The organism is Pandoraea sp. LA3, from assembly GCF_022696215.1.
Lineage (GTDB): Bacteria > Pseudomonadota > Gammaproteobacteria > Burkholderiales > Burkholderiaceae > Pandoraea > Pandoraea capi.
The window spans coordinates 55590-71861 of record NZ_PTPY01000026.1 but is presented as its reverse complement, the minus strand read 5'-3'; the positions used below and the strand labels follow the sequence as shown (position 1 = coordinate 71861).

The window sequence follows — 16272 nt, the reverse complement described above, 5'->3', positions numbered from 1 at the left end:
ATTACCTCGTGAACGCAGGCGTGGTGACGGAGTTACGCGGTGTTGCGGCGAGGTCGCTGCGGTGCGCGTCGTTCGGTGTGTCGAACACGTCGGCCTCGGGCACATGCGCCAGACGGCGCCGACGACGCCACAGCATGGCGAGCGTGCCCAGTGTGATGAACGGCAGAAACTGGAAGCCGATCTGCAACGAGCCGAGCAGGCCGAGCGCAGGTGTGATCCATAGCAACACGAGCCATTCCCGTTCGCCGCGCAACCAGCCGCGCGCTGCGCCGTCGCGCACGTACCAGGCGATCACGAGCGCGAGGAGCGCGAGGTCGTAGTCGTAGAGGTATGGGCTGATGAGGGTCGTCGCGCAGACCAGCGTGGCCGCGCGTAACGCGAACACCCCCGGACGTCGCCAGAAGTCGATCAGCACGGCGAGCGCCACTAACGCCACGATGCCGTGGACGACGGCAGAGACCGCCACGGAAGCCCCGAGCATGCGGGCGGTGACGAAAAACGTCGGCACCCGAGCGATTTGCGCCGTGCCGTTGACGATGCTCTGCCGCGCGAATTCGGAGGCGTGCAGGAAGGTGACGTAGACGTCGATGCCGAAGACCACGGCGGCGAGTGCCGTCGTGCCGATGACCGTCATGATGCATGCGGCGAGCGCACGCCACTCGCGGGCGCAGAGAAACGCGAGCGGAAAGAGCAGGGCGACATGCGGCTTGACGAAGAGCAGCCCGGCGAGCACGCCAGCCCAGACGGGACGCTTGCGCAGCAGCACGAGCGAGAAGCCCGCGAGCGCCGTCGTATAGAGCGCGATCTGCCCCGCGATGACGACGAGCAGCACGCCGGGAAAACCGAGTATGGGCAGACGGGCATTGCGCCAGGGGGCGGTGCGTCGCAGTGCGGTGTAGTACAGGCCCAGCCCGATCAGCGCGTACAGCGTGTACGCATAGGTGAAGGAGAGCAGGGCAACGGGGGCGAGAAACACCATCATCACCGGCGGATACAACCACGGCAACACGCCGCCGATCTTGTCGGCCCACGGTTGCTCCGCGATCTGCACTTTCGACATCAGATCGACGTTATAGGCGTCGAGCGGATGTCCTTGCAGTACGAAATGCGAGGCGCCCCAGAACGGCAGGAAGTCGAGCCCGATGGGGCTGATGGTCGGCGTGCCGGACAGCGCGTACCGGTAGCCCCAGATGAGCAGCACGGCGAAAGCCAGCACCAGGCCGACGCCGCTATACAGACGAATGCGTGCCGGATCGTCGGACCAGTGGCGCCGCATGGGCAGCGTGTCCGGAGTGATTTTGGTGACAGCCGACGACTTCGATGTCATGCAAGACCCTCCCCTTAGCTGCATGAAACGGCGTTGCCCGACTACGGTGACTGCATTTGGCGTGTGGTGTGTTGCGTCCGATATCTTGTCTTGCTAATGATTGTCGCGTTACGCGGGCGATGGCCTCAAGCAGGGCATTCCCGATACGGTTTCATATTAGACGAGACGCGTTGCCAAAAGATCAGGGATCGACCGCTGATGTGTACGCCCGATGGTATCCCGCCCGGGATATCGCAAACCAGCGTTTGAAATGATGTCTCGGAACGCAGGGGCAGCCGTTGGACGCCGAAAGCTTAGAAAAGACGAAGCATTCCGGTGACATGCCACCAGAGTGCCGTGAGCGGCACGACAGTGAGCAGTGCCACGCATGCCGTGGCGAGGCAGTAGCGGGTGGCGTCCCGAATGCCGATGCCTGCGAGCGCCATGGCCAGCACGAGCGGCGGCGCCTGATAAGGCAATGCGATGGTGGAGATGCCGATCGCCTGCGTCAACAAGACAGCCTTTACGCCGAGCGGCGCCCCGGCGGCGAGCGCGGGCACGAGCGGGGTGTAGAGCGCGGGTGCGGCGTTCGAGGTGACGAGGCACGTCAACGCCATCGACAGCGCGACGAGCACCAGATAGGCGGGCATCGTCGACATTTGTGCCAGATCGAGACGCGCGAGCGGCGGGCGCAGGGCGTTGGCCAGTCCCGCATGATCGACGGCGGCCGTCAGTCCGATGATGGCGGCAACGAACCACAGCGGCGCGAGCTTGACCTGCTTGAGGAAGGCGTCCGGATTCACCAGACGCAGGGGTCCGAGGCACAGCAAAGCGATGCCCAGACCGACCCAGCCGGCGGCGACGTGGTGCCAGGGTTCCGTGAGCCAGAGCACGAGCATGAGCGCGAGGGCGGCGAGCAGCCGTTTTTCGTCCGCGCGCACCGGTGTCACGGACATGACGATGTCGGCTTTGTGAGCGACGTCGCGTGCTGTCAGGCGATCCGGGAAGAGCCACTTGGCGACGACGACGAGCACGATGCCGCGGACCACGGCGAGCGTGGGCACGAGTGCGACAGCGTATTCCCCGTAGCCGAGCCGCAGACCGAGCACGGTCTCGGCGGTGCCTGCCATCACGAGGTTCGGCAGGTTCGCCGGCAGGATGGCCGTCGACAGTTCGCAACTGGCCAGTGCGGTGGCGAGCATCAGGCCGTGACGGCCCGGACGTCCCCGCGTGAGACCGACGCGTTCGCAGAAGCTCAGGACGATGGGTGTGAGGATGGCGATCCGGCCGAGCGTGGAGGGCATCACGATGCCGAGGGCGAAAGCGATGGCGACGAAACCGGCGAGGGCGAGGCTATAAGCGTGGCCGCAATGATCGGCCAGCCGCGACGCCACGCGCTCGCCCAGTCCGGTGACGTTCAATGCCATGCCGATCACGGCCCCGCTGAAGACGAGCCAGAACGCGCTCGACGTGAAGCCGGAAAAGACGACATCGGCGCCGAGCGAGGTGCACGTCGCGAGCAGGAACATCAGCAGCAGGGACACGAGGAAGTCCGGCAACCAGCCCGTGGCCCAGTAGCTCAGGCAAAGCAGGACGGCGACAGCGACGCTCAACGTGTCGCCGCGAAGCCCCGCAGCATATAGGCCGAGGCCGGCGGTAGCGCTCAATCCCGCGAGCAACGCGTGTTGCCAGAGGCAATCAACCCGGAATGCATCTGCGTTGGATACCGCGGCGGGCGGTGCGATGGGTGATTCGGACGGCGATGCGGCGGTTGAGGCGGCGGTTGAGGCGGCGGGTGCGGCAGATGAAGGCGCGGAGCGGGTCGGGGCCATTGGTGTCACCTCTCGTCAAATAATATATAATTTGACGAGATTATATATAGTTAACTCGAAGAGGTGGCCGATGCGTCAGGAATCCGGGACCGGAACGGCGGTGGAGCGGACATACGAAGCGCTGCGCGAGCAGATCGGGCGTGGCGAACTGAAGCCGGGCGAGGCCTTGCGTCAGGACCATCTCGCGGCGGCGTTGGGTGTGAGCCATGTGCCGGTGCGCGAGGCGTTGACGATGCTGGCGGCGGACGGGCTGGCCGTGAGCCGAACGAATCGCGGCACCGTGGTGACGGCGCTCACCGAGGACGACGCCATCGAGCTGGCGGATTACCGGGCGTTGCTGGAGGGGCGTTTGATGGCGCTGGCGTTGCCAAATCTGTCGCGCGCGGATATTGCGCGAGCGCGGGCGGCGCTCGAAGCGCTGGAGGCGGCGACCGACCTGACGGACATCGTGACGCGCAACGCGGCTTTCCACGGCATGTTGTACGCGAAGGCGGAACGTCCGTACTTCCAGCGTGCGGTCGCGACGGCGCGTCTGAACCTCGGGCGCTATCTGTTCCTGACGTGGCAAAAAGCGGACAACGCGACGCGTTCACACGAAGAGCACCGCGAACTGCTGCGTCTGTGCGAAGCGGGCGACGACGCGGGCGCGGTCGCGCTAGTGGAGGCGCACAACCGGGCGACAGGCGAGCGGATCGCGCAGATCATTCGTGAGGGATGGGCGGGGTGATGTGAGCGTTTTCCGATAGTTTGGTCATATCTGCTTGGGTCTGCGTGACGTCCGCCCTCACTGCGTCAGTCTCCGCAGGATAGGCGCGAGATTTCGACCGCAATGACTCACGAAATCAGCCGCCTGCATTGCCATACTTTCGCCTGCCAACAAGTCCAGACATTGAGAGCGGACTATAAAAGGACTATATTTGGTCCTATTCAAGGATTGGAAATATGGACATGCGCTACTCGACGCAGGTGAAACCCATCAGCTATTTGAAGGCCAACGCTGCGGAAGTCCTGGCCACATTGGCAGAGCAGCGAGCGCCGCTGGTGATCACGCAAAACGGTGAAGCCAAAGCTGTCTTGCAGGACGTGGCCTCGTACGAGGAAACTCAGGAGGCATTGGCACTTCTCAAGCTGCTGGCGCTCGGCAATCAGGATGTCGCCGCAGGGAAAGTGAAGCCAGTGGCCGACGTCGTCGCACGCCTGCGCAAGAAGCGAAAAGGCGGGGAGTGACTAACGCCGTGGTGGAGTATGAAGTGTTGTTGACGGAGGGTGCGGAGGGAGACCTCGAAGCGATATATGACTACATTGCCGAGTTCGACTGTCCGCAGAATGCCGATTACGTGCTGGACCAACTGATGGACGCCGTTTCCGGATTGGTGAAATGGCCTGAGCGAGGCGCTTACCCGAAAGAGTTGGCGGCGCTGGGCATTAGGGAATATCGCCAGGTGGCTTTCAAGCCTTACCGCGTTATCTACCGAATTGTTGGATCGCAGGTCATCGTCTACCTGATTGCCGATGGTCGGCGCGATATGCAAACCGTCCTCGAGAATCGACTGCTGGCACGATGACTTGCTGCCTTGCCTAGCCCCAAAACAAAACACCCCGGCGCAGTGGCCGGGGTGTTTTGTTTGCGGAAGACCGTGTCAGACGTTGATCACACGTTTAAACGTTGATCGGTCGGCAAAGTGCCGTGAATGCTAGGTTTCGCGGGGAAATCGGGCCACGGTCTTTGCGGGAATCGCTGGAGGTACCCCCAGTTGTACCCCCATGCACGTACTTAGGGTACGCGAGGGATCATAGACCAGATGGCATCCTCATGGCTACTGCCCGTAAACTGGAACCTTGACTGTGCTATCTCTGCTCGGAAAACCAGTGACCAGCTTTCCATATCAGCGGATCAACATAGTGGGGGCTCCTGGCTCGGGAACCTCAACCCTGGGGCGGGCTCTTGCCACGCGAATCGGTTTTGGTTTCGCTGACGCGGACGACTTCTACTGGAAGCCCACTACTCCACCATTTCAGGAGAAGTTCGACCCCGACCTGCGCCTGAAAATGATTCTTTCCCATTTGAAGGGGCTCGATGGAACTGTCGTATCCGGATCAGTGTGTGGTTGGGGCTCGGATCTCGAAGACTCCTTTGATCTGGTGGTATTCCTTGCTGTGCCCACGGCGCTGAGGCTTCAACGTATCGAAGCACGGGAAAAGTCGCTCTTCGGCAGTGCAAATCCAGAATTCCTTGCATGGGCGTCCCAATATGACGAAGGGAGGCTTCCAGGTCGAAGCCGCCCGCGCCATGAAGCTTGGCTTGCTACTCGGCAATGCCAAGTTTTGCGATTCGAAGGCGATGCAAGCATCGACCAACGTATCGACCAAATTATTGAATTCGCAACCCAACCCTCCTGATTATCTGTACAACTAGTTTATCTACCTGTGCGCAGGCACCGTACCACTCCGGCTTAAACACCAAACAATATGGTGACAGTGGAAGCCGCATTGTTAGCTGATGTACGAACGAGACTGCGATGAGATACGAGGCACCGAGTCGTTCTGGCTCATACCTCGGAGTTTTCTCATGGCTGCCCATCTCATTCACCACATCCCACACGAGCACAACGCATCTTTCACCACGCCGACTGCACTCATGCTCGACGCGCGGCTCACGCCCCTGGAGCGCAATGGTTGGCAAGTTCTGCGCATGCTGCGCTCTGCCGAGGGCATCAGCCCGCTGGCGAATCTGGGGCAGTTGCGCCGCTATCTCACTTCCACCCCGCTGGGGCAGAGGGCCGGGTACGAGACGGCCCGGCGCGTTCTCGTCGTGCTTCGGCTGACGGGGTGGATCAGTCAGGTGGGCCAGCAACGCGATCCTCTGACCGGCCATGTGCTCAGCGAGCTGTACCAGGTTCACGAAAGTGCCCTGCACTTCCAGCAGGCCTGCGCGCTCGATGCCAGTCTGTCCGCGCTTCTGCAAGCATCCATCGGCCACGAGAACAACCAGGTAGATCGGGTGGCTGTCCACATTCGGGCAACGCTGGCACAGGCACCTAAAGCTGCCTCCATCGCGACCCACGATCAGCGTCACGATGACGATGATTTGCCCCCTACGCCGCCGTCGCCGGCGAGCGAGGCAGCCGCCCCACTTCCATTGTCTGGCGATTCCGCTGGCAGCACGCTTGTTCCGCAACAGACCGGATACGCTCGCCACATGACGGCAGAGCAGGGCAGTACGTATAAGACGTATATGTATAAAAAAGAACGTACGTACCGCGCGCGCGAAAGCGACGACACTTCGGCACCGCAGTCGGTGAGCTTGCCACCTTGCCTGAGCAATGCCCAGGCAGATCAGCAAAAGGACGTGCAGGCCGCCTTGCGGCGGCTGCCGCCGCAGCATCGCCAGGAAGTACTCGACGAGTTGCAGGCACGCAGCCAGAGCGGCACAGTGCGCAATGTCGTGGCCTACTTCTTCGCCTTGGTGAAGCGCGTATTTGCTGGCGAATTCCGTCTGTGGGCAGGTCGTAAGGAGACATCTGCCGCCCCACGGCCTGCCGAGAATCGGCCCGCAGCTCCGCCGCGTACCGAAGACCGCCCTGAACCGACGGCGCAACCGGCATCGCGTGAAACCGCCCTGGCGCACATCGCCAACATCCGCAAGATCATGAACACCTCGACGAACGCTGGGGACATCGCAGCGCAGGCAATGCAGGCCAGGGGATGGCAGCCGCATCCTGCGTAGCAAATGCTGCCGCGAAACGGGTCGTCACTGCACGCCGCAGTGACGACCCGCGCAACACCGCAAACAATGCGGGCGAGAGCCAGTTCCTATTGCGTGCGGCCTACATGATGATGTCCGCACTACATTGACCGGGCAGTTGCCAAGACCGATGGGCTTCGTACATCAGCAACCCCAACAGCGCAGGTTCCTGCAAGCGCTGGCCCGTCAGGGCGGAACCCCCCCCAGGTATGCCCAGGCTCCTGCTGCATACCGGCTCCTACCCATGGGGCGGAGCCTTCTTTCATCGGTTTGTACTTCTGCCATTTCGCGCCCACGGCGCACCGTCTCTCGCGGCCACACCTTGCGCGCAACGCGTAAGGTTGCAGCGGCTTTCTTATCTCACTCACTTTCAAAGGAGGATTCATTCACACGTATCGCGTTTTCATCTTGCAGTTCTTCCGTCCGGTCTTCCAGCAGGAAGCAAGACGGACGCCTCATTCGAGGCTCTGGTGTCTCCTGAACACCATGCCCTTGCCCTCACGGGATCTCGCCTTGGCGAGTTGGCACCAACACTAACCATTGAGTTTCAGGACAACGCAGCACGACGCTTTGCTTGGAGGCCGGACGATGGACGACTTGACCTACACCCTGCGGCAGCTATGCCAGCGCAACCGTGACGGCAGCCACAACACACAGGCCGACCGGATGCGTTCTCTCGCGCTGGCTGCGCGGCAACTGCGCGAGACCGGTTTCCGGCAGATGAAGGCTTCGTCGCTCAAGGGCAAGCATGTCCAGGCGTTGCTGGAGCGCTGGCAAGGCGAAGGTTTGTCGTCTGGCACCATCAAGAATCGACTCTCTCACTTGCGCTGGTGGGCCGAGAAAATCGGCAAGGCCGGCATCCTGCCGGCGGACAACACGCAACTCGGCGTGGCCGAGCGCCGCTATGTGACCAACATCAGCAAGGCCCAAGAACTGGGCACAGGTCTTGAACAGGTCACCGACGCGCACGTACGCATGAGCCTTCAGCTACAGGCCGCCTTCGGATTGCGTCGGGAGGAAGCGATCAAGTTCCAGCCCAGTTACGCGGATCGGGGCGACCACATCGCCCTCAAGGGATCGTGGACCAAGGGCGGCCGGGAGCGAATGGTGCCCATCACCACGACAGAGCAACGCGACGTGCTCCAGGCAACACACCACCTGGCAGGCACAGGGTCATTGATCCCGGCAAACAAGACCTACATCCAGCAACGGCACGTCTACGATGGGCAGTGCAAGGCGGCGGGTCTGAGTCATATGCATGGCCTTCGCCATCAGTACGCGCAAAGCCGTTATGAGACGTTGACGGGGAGGCCGCCGCCAGCGGCAGGTGGACCATTAGTCACGGAGTTAAGTCCAACGCAGCACATAGAAGACCGCCATGCTCGTCAGACCATCAGCCGTGAGTTGGGACACGAGCGCGTTCAAATCACCGCCATCTACCTCGGTAGCTAGGTCAGGCAGTATGAGGCCCCATGGCCTACATGCACAGCCGTCCACCGGCTCAATCTGCAGGCCCAACAAACGTATTCAGCGCCGCTGCAATCCTCTTGCGTCGCTCAAGCAAGAAAGCCTTGTAGCCTTACACTTCCAGCAGCGATGCCTCAACCGGGATGCACTGTGCTGCGAACGCTGGCTCGCCAAGCTGGTCCACCAGCGGGGGGAGGTACACCGCTGGGGCCTTGTCGCTGATAGCGCGATTCGTCTTGCCGCCGATAAAGGCCAGATTGGCAATGTCGTCTGCCTCGCGGGCCGTGAAGCTGGTCTTCAGTACGGCTTTGGGAAAGATGTGATGAAACTGCAAGCGATGCTGGGTGCCGGAGTGGTCCAGGGCGATGGTCAGGTGGCTGCGCCAATCTTTGGCACCGGAGGCGCGGAAAGCCAGGAACATGGTCTTGAACAGCGCGCTGCGCTGGTTGCGGCCTTCCAGCTCCTCCGCGGTAATGTCCAGGCGGCCGAACTGCAGGCGCAGTCGGTCGATCAGCTCGCTCACCGCTCCGCCCTGACGAATACTTGCCAAATCCTGATCCAGAATGGTTTCGCTGGAGCCTCGGGAGAAGCGGCCTTTGGCATTGGCCATCAGCGCCCAGTAGCGCAGTTGGCGGGCCTCATCGTTGCTCAGCGCATAGTCGCGGCTATGCCCGAAATACGCCAGTACCACTAGCAGGAAAGGCGACGACAACAGTGCCGGGCTATCGATGCCAAGATTGCTGCGCAGGAAGTTGAGCGCGAATTCCATGCCATCGCAGGCTTCTTTCCATGCCTTCTGCAGTTTCTCCACATTCAGGCTACCCACGATCTGGAAACGTGATTGACCGGTGGCAAACGCCATCAGGTTCTTCAAGTGCAAACCGAGATCGAGGTCAAAGCCCGTCTTGGCACAGGCCTTCTGAAAATCCTGAAAGGTCTGCAGCGAGTGCCGCCACTTGGCGGTGATCTGAGCCAGAGCCAAATCGGAACTGCGCAGCTTGGCTCCCAGTGAATTGACCCGGACGAAGATTTCCGTGACTTCATCGTAGGAAAGCGTCCGTTCCAGTACATCCATCCGATAAACGTACTTGCGAATGCCACGTAGCCGAGCCAGGCGCTGGCTGTACTTCTCGTACCGCTGATCGTCAAAACCACTGATACCCGCACGTTTGAGGAACGGCGCATCGTTGTCGGTCTTGAACACTTCCGACACCTTCACCCAATGCGGCAACTGCTCCAGCTTCCTCGTGGCCACCACGAAGGTCATCTTGTTGAAGCGCTTGAGCAGTTCGTCCTCAGTCGAGTCCGTCTCATCGCCAATCAGTTCGCTATCGTCGTCGGCATCGTCCTCGTCGTCGCCGTTCTCTTCCACTTCGGTCACGACCGCCAACTGGTCGGGATGCTCCAAGTTGAACAGCAAGTCGATAGGCCGACGACGGCCGCGCACCGATACTGGCTCGCCGCGAATGACGGCAGAGAGCGATGTCAGACGCTGCTGACCATCCAGCAGAAGCCGGGTGCTCTGGTAGGGATTCGTGCTCTGGCTGACCGCGAAATCCTGCAGCGGCACAGCTTCATCCGTTTCCCAAAGCAGGATTGCGCCCGATGGGTAGCCGCGATACAGCGAATCCAGCAGATCGCGCACTCGCGTAGAACGCCACACGTACTGGCGCTGCATCTCCGGCAAGCGCAGTTCGCCGCGCTCGATCATGGATACTAGCTCTTCAACGCTGGCTTCGGCCTTGGCCATGGTTGTTCCTTATTGCGTCACTCTTATCAAAGCGAATCTTGTCGACCAAACCTGCGGCGTTATCAAACATCTTTACCTAAGCGCTGATAACGCCGCTCAAACGCCTCTTCACCACCCTCCATCACCTGGCAGACTTCGCTGCGCATAGACTGATTCTGTAGTGAGCTGGTCTGCTTCACATGGCACTGACGGTTGAAGTCCAACACGTGGATAAGCTCTGCATCACCATTGACCACGATGTTGGGGTTATGGGTCACGATAATGAGCTGACGGCGCAGTTTGTTGCTGCGAATCTGCTGAACCACCAGTCCGTAGATTAGGTGGTTGTCCAGATCGTCCTCGGGCTGGTCGAGCACCAGCGGCTCTTTGCCATGGGCTAACAGGAAGGCCAGCATGGCGGCTGCACGCTGACCGGCCGAAGCCTGGCCAATAGATTGAAAGTTCCGGCCATCGCCCTTTCGGCTGTATTCCACCTGCAAGCCGTCTTCGGGGAACCAGCACAAGATGTGGTCGGTGAACTCGGGGCGCTTGTCGGCTTCAGCTTTCAAGAATTTGTTGAACCAGCCACCATACTCCGCATTACCACGACATGCCTGCACCAGACGCCTTTTCTGGGCCAGTAACGCCTGCTCGAAGGCTGTCGCGTCCCAAGTTCTCGGCTGCTCAACAAGGTCAACAGTGACCAGCAGGTCTGCCACGAGGCCCTTGGGAGGGGCACCTTCCTGTTCCTGGTACAGGTCATCCACGTATTTGCCGTCGGCAGCCCCGAGCACTTCCCGCAACGAGCGCTCGATGCCCTGCGCATCTCGGCTGTAAGGAATCAGTTCGATCCGCACAAAGGGATTGCTTTGGAGCGCTTCTTGAAGGAATGCGCTGCGTCGCGTGCTGATGGCACGGCGGGCGGACTGCACCTGCTCCAGTAGCGCTTTGGCTTTTCCGCGCAAGTCGGCGTGTTGCTTCTGCAAGGTCTCCAGTCGCTTGAGCTCGGTTTCCAGCCGCTGCTTTTCCTGCACCAGATGACCGTACTCGTTGGGATCGCTAACGCCCTGTTGCTGCAAATCGGTCTTGAGCTGATCGTAGGCTGCTTTGGACGCGCCGATCCGCGCAAACCAGGGCGATGCTTCGAGCTCTCCTCGTAAGGCTTGCCCGTGCTCCTGCAACGCGACAGCCGCGTTCTCGACCTCCTGCCTGGCCTTGCCGATGGCCGCGTGCAACGCCTCGATGAGTGCGAGTGCAGAACAGTCTTCGTCGGCATCGAACAGCCCTTCGGCCACGTCTTCTGCCAGTAAGTCTTCAGCAACGTCCTTCAAGCGGATAGCTAATTCGGAGGAGACTTCAAACTGGCGTTCCAGCTCGCGACTTTGCCGGTTGCTGCGCTGGTAGTTCTTCAGCACCGCGGCATGGTCGGCCCCCTCGAAGCGGGCCAGCTTGCGCTGAATGTCTTGCAGGGAAAGCGTCAACGATTCACGGCCTTGCAGCTTGCCTTCCAGCTCGCGCATCTGCGCCCGAGAGGCCAGAAAAGCACGTTTGGCCTCCTCAAAGGCAGCTTGCTGCGATTGCGTGCCAGCCGCATCGTCGATCACCTTCAGCAGCGCCTGCTGGCTATCGCCAGCCAAGGCCGCGATCTGCCCCTGGCTGAACAAGCGGACCGGAAAGCGTTGTTCGGTGATGGCCTGGCTGACCGAGGGCTTGAAGCTGGCTGCGGTGGTATCCCATTCCTCCACCGCATGCCCTTGGCCGTCCTGCCGCCAGATCAGGCGATAGGACGTGCCATCGCGATGCACTTGCACGTAGAGAGCTGTTTCCGTGCGCAGGCCGCCTTCGTCGCTGCGGGTCTTGGCGACCTTATTGAATCGGTTGAAGGTCTGCCCGGCTTCTGAGGTAGACGACAGCTCCTTTTCCCGCTTATAGGCCAGGCGTAGGGCATGCACGACGGTCGATTTACCGGTACCGCGCCCGCCGATTAGGGCATTGAAGTAAGGGTTGAGCAGCAAGCTGGTGGCTGCTTTTCCTCGCCCCATATAGCGCGCGTCTCGGATTTCAATCGACTCGATAAAATGTTCTGGCGTATCGAAGGGGGCAAAACTGCTGCTTTCATCGCTACGCCGAACGGAGACCTCTTGCCCATCCAGCAACGCAAGGCGCAAGCCTTCCAAGCTGGGCGTGGCCATTTTGATCCAGGTGTAGCGTGAACCGGGCACGGCAGCCCCCTGAAAGCTGTGGCAATCGCTGCCAACCACGCTGGCGAAGCGCAGTTTCAGTTCGTCCAGCACCATCGGTACAGGACTCGTGGATGCTGCCCACTCCAGAGCCAAGATGCCAGGTTCCTGCAAGACCTGCTTGACCGTGGTGGTATCCAGTAGGCATTTGCGCGTGCCGGGCTCGACCTGAAGCAGTCCCTTATCGCTCTCGACGTGTGCCGGAATGGCAAGACCACCCATCGCCAGAATGCGCTCCACCACCTTGGCTGCCCCTTCGCGGGTGACGCCATCACTGTCACCGCGCGTGCCGTCGTAGTCCGCCCTAGCCAGCAGATCGCTGATCGTTTGGCTGGTGGCAGACGGGTCGAAGATCGCCAACAGATGAAAGCCGCCCTGTACCGAGATTTCCACGCTGGGGAACAGGTACAGCTCACGGAAACCGGCCGGCGGCGCGCCGGCATCTGCCTCGCGCTTCATCTGCGCATAGGCCGCCTTGAGCTTGTCGATCCACTCGCCGGTGTTGTGGTCGGTAACGGCCACGCAGTCGATCCCGGCGGCCATGTACTTGAGCAGCCAGGTCTGCGGCGTCAGCTCAGCGGGTGTGCCGATGGCGGCTTGCCAGGCTCCTGTGTCCCTGGAGGCCGGAGTGTGGGTATGGAAATCGAACTTCCACCAGCGTGCCCCGGGATAGGGCCAGTATTGGCTCATGTTCTTCCCCTGATTGAGGTCATCATTCCTCCACCTTGGCTTTAAGCACCTGCATTAGCGCCTGCACCTCATCCCTGAGGGGGTTGTCGTCGAACTCGTCCAGATTGCAGGCAAGACACGCCTCAATATTCTTGCGCGACAGGTAGTGCTTGTGCAGGAAGTTGATCTCGACGTGAACTTCGCTGTCTGCGATCTCGCGTTCATCCGGGTTGGCGCTATCGCGCAAAAACTGCAATAGACAAGCATGCAGCACGCTCGGCATATGAGCCTGAATGCCCCTGATCTGCTGCATGACTTCTTCGATGCGCTGGTCTGCCGTTGCTTGATCACTGAAGAAGATGTTCCCGTTCGGGTGGGCGATCTCATTGCGCTGATCCACCAGCTTTTGAAACTTGCCGATGTGCTGGTTCTCGCAACCGGCCAGGCGCAGGAATTTGAAGATGCTGCGCTCATTGACTTCGCTGAAGGTAAAGGGCGAACTGGCGGTCAGCAGCTCCTTTTCTTTTTGCTGGAACAGCACCGCATGGGTGAAGGCTTCCGGCTTGGCCTGCTTGATCTGCCACACCGAGAAATACACGTAGCTCATGTAGAGCATATGAAAAGCTAGCATGGCGAACTGATACTTGCCCGCCACATAGTTGCTCTCGAAGGCTTCCCAGACAAAGCGGATGTACTCGCCTTCGCCAGCCGATGGATAAGCCAGCGGCAGATAATCGTGGATTTCCAGTGCGGCGTCCATGATCAGCTCACCCAAACGCGATCAATAGCCGCTTTGATCTTGATTTCGAAGCGAGAGATCAATTCTCTATTGGCATTAACCAATTCGAGATCTCTTTCAATTTCGTCTACGATTGATTTCTGGTCTTCAATCCTTGGCGGGATCGGCACCATTATGTTTACTAGGACATTGCCATTAAACTGTGGCTGCCCTCCACCTGAGACCAACCTTCTTGCTTGCACCCAATAGTTCTCGCTTTGAGAAAAGGCCCAATAATATTTGGGAAGAATTCGATCTGAAGGAAGCCTCAAGCGGATTAGATAAGATGCAAAAATTGCAGGAGCATCTTCTTCGTATAACATGGTTTTCCCATAGGTTGCTCCCGTGCGTGCAACTAAGACGTCTCCCTTTTGTAAAGCATACTTAGATGCTTCATCGCTCAAATCAATATAGCGAGCGTCACTTTCAGACAGACGACCATCTGAATCAATGTCTGTAATACGTATAAAACGATGGCTACCAGCTTCTTGCGCTGACGCAGTGAAACCATATTCTGGTTTGCATAGCTCTCCAATACTAACAAGAGGCCATTCCACCCTCACGGCAATGCGGGGCTTGTAGCTCTCTAAAACTTTGCGAGCGCCGTCTATGACGTTCTGGTAGCTATCAATTTCAGCGATGATCTCGCGCTGAATTTCGATGGGAGGCAAAGGAATTTCAATTCCGCATAGTGCGGTCTTTGAGAACTCTTTAAATGTTCCCCCAGTAGCTAATCCTTCCAGTTGTGGCGTTAGGGCTTTCATCATGCAGGCTACAAATTCAGGCAATGCCCGATTGGAGTCCTGGATAATAATGTTCTTGAAGCCTTGGTTGGTTGCGGTTGGCATGCGCGCAATCGCAACCCGCCCAATGGTTGCGCGACTGGAAACCAGGATGGTTCCAATCGGCAAAAGCTTGGCTGACGAGTTGTTCAAACCCTCTTCGCTGATTGTGCGCTCGGTGCCCGTTAGTTGTGTGATGAAGTCGGATTGAGGTAGGTCTACCAAGGTTGCCCACGCTACGCCGCCATTCCAATAGGCCGGCTCGTCGGATTTTGGTGTGCCGCCACTTTCAATCCGGAAAAGCGTTTCATCGCCAAGGGATACCATCGGCCAATGTCGAGAACGCTCGGTGTCCTGCCGATAGCGATCGCCACTAAAGCTCCAGTCGGCGTTCTCGGCGATCTGCTCCCTGGTCACGCTGTGCGCCAGCTCATTTCCCTCAAAAACACCAGGAATAGCAAAGAAACTCTTCAACGCTTGTTCAGCAAGAGGCAAATCGTCCTGCTCGATAGGGCGACGCTGCGCACCCAATGCGAAGCCATCATTGCCTACCTTCACAAACAACACCTTGTCAGTCTGCTTGGCCAAGCGCTTGTCCAGAATCAAGATGGAGGTTTTGACGCCGCTATAGGGCTGGAACACGCCAGCGGGCAACGAGACGACGGCCACCAACGAGTTCTGCACCAGCAGCTTGCGCAGCGCCTTATAAGCGGTGCCGCTCTGAAAAATAATGCCCTCCGGCACGATGATGCCGGCCCGCCCGTTCGGACTCAGATGCTCGTGGATGTAATCGACGAACAGCACTTCCGAGCGCGTGGCTTGAATGGAAAAGCGCTTGTGCGGTTTGATACCACCCTTCGGTGACATGAAGGGAGGATTGGCAAGGATCACATCCGCACGTTCGTTCCACTTGTCTTCACTGGTGAGCGTGTCGTACTCATCCACATGCGGGTTGGTGAAGCCATGCAGGTAGAGGTTCACCAGCGACAGACGCACCATGTCCGGTGAAATGTCATAACCATGGATGTTTGCGGCCAGCTTGTTGCGCTCGTCTGGTGTCAGCTTGTCGCCCGGCTTGTGCGCTTTATTCTGGTCCAGGATGTATTTCCAGGCCGAGATCAGAAAGCCGGCCGTACCGCAGGCGGGGTCGAGGATGCGCTCGTGCTTCTGCGGGTTGATGACCCGGACGATGAAGTCAATGATGTGCCTAGGCGTGCGGAACTGGCCCGCATCGCCCTGGCTGCCTAGCACCGAGAGAAGGTATTCGAAAGCGTCGCCCAGTCGCTCGGAATGGTCGTAGGAGAAGCCATCGATTTCCTTCAGAAACGCCTTGAGCGTTTCCGGGTCTCGGTACGGCAGGTAGGCGTTTTTGAAGATGTCGCGAAACAACGCAGGCAGGTGCGTGTTCTCGGTCATCTTGCCAATGGCCTCGGAGTAGAGGTTCAGTGTGTCTTGGCCGCCCATGGTGGGTGCCAGTAGCTTGCTCCAGCTGTATTTCTCGAAGCCATTGACGAAGAAGCTCCGCTTGCCGCCAAACTCTTCGGATTGCGCATCCATGTCGTCCATGAACTTGTAGATGAGCGCGATAGTGATCTGCTCGACCTGGCTTTTGGGATCGGGTACCTTGCCGACGAGGATGTCGCGGCAGGAGTCAATACGGCGTTTGGTGTCAGTATCCAGCATGGTGTTGTTTTCTCGCTCGGCAGCCCTGGGCGGCCTCAAAA

12 protein-coding genes are annotated in these 16272 nt (G+C 59.5%); 6 read left to right on the top strand and 6 right to left on the bottom strand.

Translation table 11 applies throughout. The features are described 5' to 3' along the window. Window position 1 precedes the first annotated feature (1 nt). Both C5N93_RS07705 and C5N93_RS07700 read right to left on the bottom strand, forming a co-directional pair. Window positions 2-1327 carry a glycosyltransferase family 87 protein gene (locus tag C5N93_RS07705; RefSeq protein ID WP_242558834.1) on the bottom strand — a complete coding sequence of 442 codons (1326 nt, stop codon included), beginning with the start codon at window positions 1325-1327 and terminating at the stop codon, window positions 2-4. Between the two features lie 293 nt (window positions 1328-1620). After that, window positions 1621-2919 carry an SLC13 family permease gene (locus C5N93_RS07700; RefSeq protein WP_242558833.1) on the bottom strand — a complete coding sequence of 433 codons (1299 nt, stop codon included), beginning with the start codon at window positions 2917-2919 and terminating at the stop codon, window positions 1621-1623. A 289-nt stretch (window positions 2920-3208) separates the two neighbouring features. Here C5N93_RS07700 and C5N93_RS07695 point away from each other — a divergent pair, with 289 nt between their 5' ends. From C5N93_RS07695 to C5N93_RS07670, 6 genes are all read left to right on the top strand, one after another. Beyond that, on the top strand, window positions 3209-3865 hold the full coding sequence (locus C5N93_RS07695) for a GntR family transcriptional regulator (protein ID WP_242558832.1): 657 nt from the start codon (window positions 3209-3211) through the stop codon (window positions 3863-3865). A 221-nt stretch (window positions 3866-4086) separates the two neighbouring features. Further along, window positions 4087-4365, top strand: coding sequence for a type II toxin-antitoxin system Phd/YefM family antitoxin (locus tag C5N93_RS07690; protein WP_242558850.1), 279 nt, complete (start codon window positions 4087-4089; stop codon window positions 4363-4365). Next, entirely contained in the window at window positions 4362-4703 is a 342-nt protein-coding gene (locus tag C5N93_RS07685; protein ID WP_242558831.1) for a type II toxin-antitoxin system RelE/ParE family toxin, read from the top strand. The genes C5N93_RS07690 and C5N93_RS07685 overlap by 4 nt, the downstream gene beginning before the upstream one ends. Window positions 4704-5007: 304 nt before the next feature. Further along, window positions 5008-5538: an AAA family ATPase gene (locus C5N93_RS07680; protein WP_242558830.1), complete on the top strand. Its 531-nt coding sequence runs from the start codon at window positions 5008-5010 to the stop codon at window positions 5536-5538. A gap of 169 nt (window positions 5539-5707) precedes the next feature. Then, window positions 5708-6865 (top strand): STY4528 family pathogenicity island replication protein, encoded by a 1158-nt coding sequence (locus C5N93_RS07675; RefSeq protein ID WP_242558829.1) that lies wholly within the window; start codon window positions 5708-5710, stop codon window positions 6863-6865. Between the two features lie 606 nt (window positions 6866-7471). Further along, window positions 7472-8335 carry a phage integrase N-terminal domain-containing protein gene (locus tag C5N93_RS07670; RefSeq protein WP_242558828.1) on the top strand — a complete coding sequence of 288 codons (864 nt, stop codon included), beginning with the start codon at window positions 7472-7474 and terminating at the stop codon, window positions 8333-8335. A 127-nt stretch (window positions 8336-8462) separates the two neighbouring features. Here the strand turns inward: C5N93_RS07670 and C5N93_RS07665 are convergent, their stop codons facing one another. The 4 genes from C5N93_RS07665 to C5N93_RS07650 all read right to left on the bottom strand — a co-directional run bounded on the left by C5N93_RS07665 (window position 8463) and on the right by C5N93_RS07650 (window position 16231). Continuing rightward, window positions 8463-10100: a DUF262 domain-containing protein gene (locus C5N93_RS07665; protein ID WP_242558827.1), complete on the bottom strand. Its 1638-nt coding sequence runs from the start codon at window positions 10098-10100 to the stop codon at window positions 8463-8465. Between the two features lie 62 nt (window positions 10101-10162). Further along, a complete protein-coding gene (locus tag C5N93_RS07660) occupies window positions 10163-13009 on the bottom strand; it encodes a TrlF family AAA-like ATPase (RefSeq protein WP_242558826.1) in 2847 nt (948 codons plus the stop codon). Window positions 13010-13031: 22 nt separating this feature from the next. Next, a complete protein-coding gene (locus tag C5N93_RS07655) occupies window positions 13032-13748 on the bottom strand; it encodes a hypothetical protein (RefSeq protein WP_242558825.1) in 717 nt (238 codons plus the stop codon). A 2-nt stretch (window positions 13749-13750) separates the two neighbouring features. Next, window positions 13751-16231 (bottom strand): N-6 DNA methylase, encoded by a 2481-nt coding sequence (locus tag C5N93_RS07650; RefSeq protein WP_242558824.1) that lies wholly within the window; start codon window positions 16229-16231, stop codon window positions 13751-13753. Between the last annotated feature and the right edge of the window lie 41 nt (window positions 16232-16272).

Coding starts and splice junctions, on each gene's coding strand:
- C5N93_RS07705 (WP_242558834.1), bottom strand. CDS start 1,327: ATGACATCGAAGTCGTCGGCTGTCACCAAAATCACTCCGGACACGCTG.
- C5N93_RS07695 (WP_242558832.1), top strand. CDS start 3,209: ATGCGTCAGGAATCCGGGACCGGAACGGCGGTGGAGCGGACATACGAA.
- C5N93_RS07690 (WP_242558850.1), top strand. CDS start 4,087: ATGCGCTACTCGACGCAGGTGAAACCCATCAGCTATTTGAAGGCCAAC.
- C5N93_RS07675 (WP_242558829.1), top strand. CDS start 5,708: ATGGCTGCCCATCTCATTCACCACATCCCACACGAGCACAACGCATCT.
- C5N93_RS07670 (WP_242558828.1), top strand. CDS start 7,472: ATGGACGACTTGACCTACACCCTGCGGCAGCTATGCCAGCGCAACCGT.
- C5N93_RS07665 (WP_242558827.1), bottom strand. CDS start 10,100: ATGGCCAAGGCCGAAGCCAGCGTTGAAGAGCTAGTATCCATGATCGAG.
- C5N93_RS07660 (WP_242558826.1), bottom strand. CDS start 13,009: ATGAGCCAATACTGGCCCTATCCCGGGGCACGCTGGTGGAAGTTCGAT.
- C5N93_RS07655 (WP_242558825.1), bottom strand. CDS start 13,748: ATGGACGCCGCACTGGAAATCCACGATTATCTGCCGCTGGCTTATCCA.
- C5N93_RS07650 (WP_242558824.1), bottom strand. CDS start 16,231: ATGCTGGATACTGACACCAAACGCCGTATTGACTCCTGCCGCGACATC.